General features: G+C 75.1%; 1 pseudogene. It reads left to right on the plus strand.

Annotation, left to right across the window (positions count from 1 at the left end):
• Window positions 1-896: pseudogene (locus tag VR44_RS20855) on the plus strand (LamG-like jellyroll fold domain-containing protein); the annotation flags it as partial.

Consider the following 896-nt stretch of genomic DNA (forward strand, 5'->3'; position numbering starts at 1 on the left):
ATGTGTATAAGAGACAGGGACCGGTCCTCCCGGAAGCTGACCGCGTCCGACGACACCGAGGTGCTGCTCACCGCCCGGGACGCCGGTGTGGACCTGGCCGACGTGACCATCGCCGTGACTGCCTCCGAGCCCGCCGTCCCCGGCCGGTGCACCCTGACCCTGACCCTCCGGGAGAAGCCGAAGGAGCAGGCCGCAGGGGCGGCGGGGACCCCCGAGCCGGGCAGGGTCCTCGACACCGAGACCTGGCGGCTGCTGCCCCGCAACGCGGAGCAGCTGGCCGCCGCGCTCAACGGCCGTCGTTCCCAGCCCGTCGGGATCGGCACCGTGTCCTTCGCCAAGGAGAACGTGCTGACGCTCAAGGCGAAGGCCGCCGCGCCGCTGGCCGCCGGCGACCTGGTGACCGTCGGCGGAGCCGCGTACGCCGTCTCCGAGGCCGTCACCACCGACGGGACCGAGATCCGGCTGCTCCTGCCCGACCCGGCGCCGTCGATCGCGGCCGACTCCCCCGTGCACCTGGTCTCGTACGCCCCGGTGCTGGTCTCGCACGGACGGCCCGGCGGCCACGCGCGCTACGGCTCCCGCTATGTGACGGCCGCCCTCGCCAACAAGGCCGGCACGGCCATCGGTGACGTGGCGGACGGCACGGCGGAGGCCCTCGGTTCGGCGCAGCCGCCCTCCTGGTGGAGCGACCTGCCCGGCCGCGCCCTGGCCTTCGCGGCCGACACCACCCCGCCCGCGCTGCCCGCCGGGGACGGCCACCTGTCCTCCGCCCGGCTGGCCGACAACCTCACGGTCGAGGCCTGGGTCAAGCCCGCCGCCGGCACCACCGCCGAGGACACCCGGCGGCTCGTCCACGTCAACACCGGCTCCGCGGCCGCCGATTCGCAGTTCACGCT

Origin of the sequence: Streptomyces katrae (assembly GCF_000966975.1) — a bacterium.
Taxonomy (GTDB): Bacteria; Actinomycetota; Actinomycetes; order Streptomycetales; family Streptomycetaceae; genus Streptomyces; species Streptomyces katrae.